The following is a 5,404-nucleotide window of genomic DNA, read 5'->3' on the forward strand; positions in this document are numbered from 1 at the left end:
GTACCTGCTGTACCAGACGCTGGTCGGCATCTGGCCGCTGGAGGCGGCGCTCGACGACATCGGGCTGGCCGAGTTGCGCCAGCGCGTGCAGGCCTACATGCAGAAGGCCGTGCGCGAAGCCAAGCAGCACAGCAGCTGGCTGCAGCCAGACGAAGCCTACGAAGCCAGGCTGTCGCGCTTCGTGGACCTGCTGCTGGGCACCCTCGAGCCCAACCCCTTCCTCAGCGACTTCCAGGCCTGGCTCGCGCCGGTGCAGGCCTTCGGCTGCTGGAACAGCCTGAGCCAGCTGCTGCTCAAGCTCACGTCACCTGGCGTGCCGGACATCTACCAAGGCCAGGAACGCTGGGACTTCAGCCTGGTCGACCCCGACAACCGCCGCCCGGTCGATTTCGATGCACTGCAAGCCTTGCTGACACAGGTCCGAGAAGCCTTCATCGAGGGCCAGCTCCCACCCACCGCAGCCGCCGCGATGCGCGCCACCCTGCCCGACGGTCGCCTGAAGATGCTGCTGACCCAGCGCCTGCTCGCGCTGCGCGACGCCCGCCCGCTGCTGTTCGAGCGCGGCCACTATCTGCCGCTGGATGTCACAGGCCCCGCCGCCGCCCACGTCACCGCCTTCGCCCGCCAACTCGACGGGGACACGCTCGTCGTGCTGGCCCCGCGGCTGCTCTGTGGGCTGGCGGGCGCGGATCCGACGCGACTCACGCGCGAGCTATGGCAGTCCAGTCACATCGTCCTGCCCAACAGCCACAAGCCGCCCGCCGCCTGGCAGGACGCGCTGACCGGCCGCTTGCTGCCGGACGCGACGCTGACCGCGCCATCACCTCAAGACGGCTCGGCCGTCATCCAGCTGCCTGAGGCTTTCGCGGACTGGCCGATGGCGGTCCTGATGCCCACGTCGTTGTAGGCAGCGTCGGGCATGAGGCTCTGCAGCATGAAGTGGCACTGATTGAACTTTCGTCAGGGCGAAAAATACAGCTCAGAACTGCCGCTTGAGGGGTTAAGTCGCTTGAACTCGGCTGCGTAGTCGTCATTGGCAAACCGAAAGCGCAGTCTGGCTGCATCGGCATACTCGAACTTCACAGGTGTGAAGCGGCGAGCCCAAAAAAACAAGCCGCAATAGGCAGCGGGAAACGCGGCCACTGATGCAACGTATTGCCATGTGATGCGCTGTGAGCCCGGCGATGAATTGACGAGGTTAAAAAGAGCACCTGCAGCACCAATTGCAAGCAGCACTGCGATGAATCCAAGAAGCACATTGAGAGGATGACGCTGCGAAAGCCGGCTCGCGACCCACCCCGAAATCCGATGTTTCCCGCAGATTGGATGGCTGATGGAACTCCGATGCCGCGACCAAAGGATTACAACCGCGATCAACGCGACATCTGTAGCCCGAGATGTCCTGATCTTGAGGGTGCCATCCGCTTGCCCTCCACACGCGGCACATCTGTGCGGCCAGCGAACCCCTTGATTCGCCAATATCACTCGTTTCATTGGATCGTCGGTTAAGTGGTTAAAAAGTGATTCGCCGCCACCGAGTGAAGCATGTAGTCGACGGGCAGGCAGAGGTTGGCTGAGCCGCTCGTATCTACCAAGATACCCGACACCGACGCCCTCACACGCCAGCCGATCGACGACCGTGTCACGCTCTGGACTGAGCGTGACACGGTGGCAACTATTCTGACGCGAGGCACCGCAGCGGCCCGTTACGGACACGGCCGATTGAAGCGATCATCGAACACCAGGGGGTGATCTGATTGGGATCCTCGAACCGCGCTGCCCTGCGCCGTGAGTCGAACCGCCCTCCATCGTCTGAGCCACGCCTTTAGCAACCAGATCGTCAGCTTCGGCCCCCAGGCCGTCGCCCGTGGCGTTGCTGATCGGTCTCTGGAACACTTGCCTCGCATGTCCCCTTGAGCCACCTCAAGGTCCCGCATAACTCTCCGCCAACAACTCATCCGCCATCTGCCCCAGCAGCAAATGGTCATCGCTGCTGTTGTTGAGCACGACCACGCTGTGGCCGTCGGCGAGGACGCGGCGGGCGATGGCGCGGAAGCCGCCGTTGGAACCGTCTTCCCAGGCGATTTCGCGGGGCTGGCCGGCAATGGTTTCGGTGCGGATGCGGCCGCCGAGGGCGTAGTGCTGGTCGGGCATCTGGGTGGTCATCAGCGTGCGGCGAGCTTCAGGGCTGAGCAGCGGGCCGGCGAGCACGCCTTGCAACAGTCGCAACAAGTCCGGTGCGGTGCTGTAGAAGCCGCCGGCCATGGCCATGTAGGCGGGAATCGGATTGATGCGCGCCTGCGGCCCGGGCTTCAAGGCGCTGTAGCCACGAGCCATGCCGGGCACCTGGGCCGAGTCGCCGGAGAAGATGCCGCTGCCCTCCAAGCCCAGCGGGCCGGTGAGTTCGTCGCGCACCAGTTGCGGGTATGGCTTGCCGCCGACCTGCTCGGCGATGGCCTGCACGATCAGCCAGTTCGAGTGCGAATAGTCCCACTGGGTGCCGGGCGCGAAGGCCAGGTCGCCGCTGGCGTAGCGGCGCACCGCCTCGGCCTGCGTCATGACCTGCGTGGCCACCGATGGATCGGCCTTGCGCGCGGCCGCGATGTCGTTCGGCACGCCGCTGCTGTGGCTCATCAGGTGGCGCAGCGTGAGGCGCGCGCCGGTGTCGGGCCGGTAGTCCGGCAAGTAGCGGGTGATGGGCGCGTCCAGCGACAGCAGCCCGCGGTCCACAAGCCGCATCACGACGATGGCCGCGACCCACTTGGACATCGAGCCGGTCTCGAAGCGCGTCTGCGCGGTGACCGGCAGGCCAGCTTCCGCGTCGGCCACGCCAGTGCTCACCAGCGCCAGCACCTGCGTGCCCTGCCCCACCAGCACCACACCATTGAAGCCATGCGCAAGGCGATGGCGCTCGACGATGGCGGCGTAGGGCTGAGGTGCCGGCACCACGGTTTGCACTTGAGGCGCGACGGCAAGCTGCGCGCTGCCGCAGCCCGCCAGCGTCGCTGCTGCCAGCGTTGCCATCAAAATCGGTTTGATCATGCCGCTCCCGGAAAGCCTGCTGGCACATGCCGCCGGCCAGTCTCCCACAGCGCCACCTCGGCACAATTGAAGTCCCCACGGCCCCGCCTTTGCATATGCCCAACGACAGTCGGGCAGCGTTCCAGTTGAGCGCAGTTCGTTTGCAATGCCAGCCTGGCTCCTTGGGACTGACCTTCCTGCTGCACACATCAACCCATGAACGACAACCTCCTTCTCCAGCATCTCTGCAGTGAGCTCGCCGGTCCCAAAGAGGACGAGCTGGACCCTGAGTTGCATGAACGCTTGTCCGTTGCCGAGCAGGTGGGCAGGCTGCACGTCCACTTCCATGGCTCGCCGATGGAAGCAACTTACTTCAGACTCTGCCGCGCCCTTCGAGAACCAGGCACCGCCGGACGCGTCGCATCGATCGTCCTGAATGGACCTGACGAAGGCGCCAATGGCGTCTGCAATTGGCGCCTGGACGAGCTGTTGGATGGTTCGACCACGTTCCCCGAACTGAAGCTGTTCTCAATCGCGCAGTCCGCACCTGGCGACCACAACCACAGGATCGTCGCGACCGGGTACGAAGAAGATGGGGCGCTTGGCCGGTTGCTCTGTAAAGCGCCTGCGCTTGAGGCTCTCATTGCACCCTCGGCGCCCAATGCAAGCTTCTTTGAACATGCTGGGCACCCGCTGCGCCGCCTGGATTTGGATGCGGGCCTGGCAACCGAGGATTTCATTGGCAATCTTGCTGATTCCAAAGCCTTTTCGGGCTTGAAGCATCTGGCGTTTGGTGAGTTCAACCAAACCTATCTCAAGGACTTCAGGGAACGCCGCACGCCCCTCGAAGACTATCGGCGGCTATTCACATCAGCAGCGTTCTCGACGGTTGCCAGCTTCACTTGGCGAAATCCCCCCTGTGCACCTGGCGATGTCGAGGCCCTGCGCGCGCTGCTGCCCCGCAGGTTCACTTTCAAAGTCATCCGATACTCTTCTGAATACATTCGTGCCGCGTGACATCCATGAACTTGTCCGACCCAGAAAGCTACGCCCATCCCATCGACCCGCTGATCCGCGAGCAGATCATGGCCAAGCTGGCCGCGGTTGAAACCGAGCATGGCGTGCGGGTGCTGTATGCCTGCGAATCCGGCAGTCGGGGCTGGGGCTTCGCTTCGCCGGACTCGGACTACGACGTGCGCTTCGTCTACGCGCGGCCGGTGCGCGACTACCTGCAGCTGGCGCAGCCGCGGGACGTGATCGAGGAGGTGCCGGGGCCGGTGTTCGATGTGAACGGCTGGGACTTGCGCAAGGCGCTGCAGTTGCTGGCCAAGGGCAATGCGACGCTGGTCGAATGGCTGAGCTCGCCGGTGGTGTACCGGCAGGACGAAGCGTTCGTGCAGCGGCTGCGAGCAGCGGCGGCCGCGGTCTACCAGCCGGTGCGCTCCTTCCACCACTACCACGCGATGGCGCGCGGCAACTACCGCGACTACCTGCACGGTGACCTGGTGCGGGCGAAGAAATACCTGTACGTGCTGAGGCCCTTGCTGGCCGCGCAATGGGTGCTGACGCATGACGATGCGCCGCCGATGGCTTTCGAGGCGCTGGTCGAGGCGATGGTGCCCGACGCGGCCCTGCGTGCCGAGGTTGCCGAACTGCTGGTGCTCAAGCGCCAGGCCGGCGAGCAGGACTGGCTGCCGGCGCGACCCATGCTGAATGCCTTCATGGACCGCATGCTGACCAGCATGGCCGAGCTGCAACCAGCCTTGGTGCAACGCTCGCTCGCACCACTGGATGCGCTGTTGGCTGACACGCTGCTGGGCGGCTGAGCGACTCAGCGGCACAATGGCGCGATGCCTCGTCACTTGCTTGCGGGCCGTGGAGCCCTGCGTCCGAATTTCCCCCGACATGCCGGTTGGCTGCTGGCCACCGCTCCGGTCGCAGTGTTGGCGCAACAGGTGACCGAGGCCACGCCTGCTGCGCCGGTTGAAACGGTGGTCATCACCGCGACCCGGACCGAGCAGCGCGCGTTCGACGTGCCTGCGTCCATCGATCGCATCGAGGGCGATGACCTGCGGCTGGGCCGTGCGCAGGTGAACCTGTCGGAAAGCCTGGGCGCGGTGCCGGGGCTGCAGGCGCGGGACCGGCAGAACTACGCGCAGGACACGCAGATCTCGATGCGCGGCTTTGGCGCGCGTTCGACCTTCGGCATCCGCGGCGTGCGGCTGTATGTGGACGGCATTCCGGCCACGCTGCCCGATGGACAGGGGCAGATCAGCAATGTGGAGCTGGGCTCGGTGGGCCACATCGAGGTGCTGCGCGGGCCGTTTTCGGCGCTGTATGGCAACTCGGCAGGCGGCGTGATCAACGTCTTCACCGACGACGG

5 protein-coding genes and 1 pseudogene are annotated in these 5,404 nt (G+C 65.0%); 4 read left to right on the forward strand and 2 right to left on the reverse strand.

Translation table 11 applies throughout. The features are described from left to right. Positions 1-907, forward strand: a pseudogene (locus FKP22_RS32305) (malto-oligosyltrehalose synthase); the annotation flags it as partial. A 53-nt stretch (positions 908-960) separates the two neighbouring features. On the opposite strand, the gene FKP22_RS20045 reads toward FKP22_RS32305, so the two are convergent. After that, entirely contained in the window at positions 961-1,236 is a 276-nt protein-coding gene (locus tag FKP22_RS20045; protein ID WP_141289464.1) for a hypothetical protein, read from the reverse strand. Between the two features lie 687 nt (positions 1,237-1,923). Next, a complete protein-coding gene (locus tag FKP22_RS20050; protein ID WP_211361484.1) occupies positions 1,924-3,042 on the reverse strand; it encodes a serine hydrolase domain-containing protein in 1,119 nt (372 codons plus the stop codon). A 195-nt stretch (positions 3,043-3,237) separates the two neighbouring features. Here FKP22_RS20050 and FKP22_RS20055 point away from each other — a divergent pair, with 195 nt between their 5' ends. From FKP22_RS20055 to FKP22_RS20065, 3 genes are all read left to right on the forward strand, one after another. Next, complete coding sequence (locus FKP22_RS20055) at positions 3,238-4,038, forward strand: hypothetical protein (RefSeq protein ID WP_141289465.1); 801 nt, start codon at positions 3,238-3,240, stop codon at positions 4,036-4,038. A gap of 5 nt (positions 4,039-4,043) precedes the next feature. After that, positions 4,044-4,847 carry a nucleotidyltransferase domain-containing protein gene (locus FKP22_RS20060; RefSeq protein WP_141289466.1) on the forward strand — a complete coding sequence of 268 codons (804 nt, stop codon included), beginning with the start codon at positions 4,044-4,046 and terminating at the stop codon, positions 4,845-4,847. A 90-nt stretch (positions 4,848-4,937) separates the two neighbouring features. Further along, on the forward strand, positions 4,938-5,404 hold a 467-nt coding region (locus FKP22_RS20065; RefSeq protein WP_375140602.1), incomplete at its 3' end, for a TonB-dependent receptor plug domain-containing protein.

It is taken from the genome of Ideonella azotifigens (assembly GCF_006519715.1).
GTDB classification, from domain to species: domain Bacteria; phylum Pseudomonadota; class Gammaproteobacteria; order Burkholderiales; family Burkholderiaceae_C; genus Ideonella; species Ideonella azotifigens.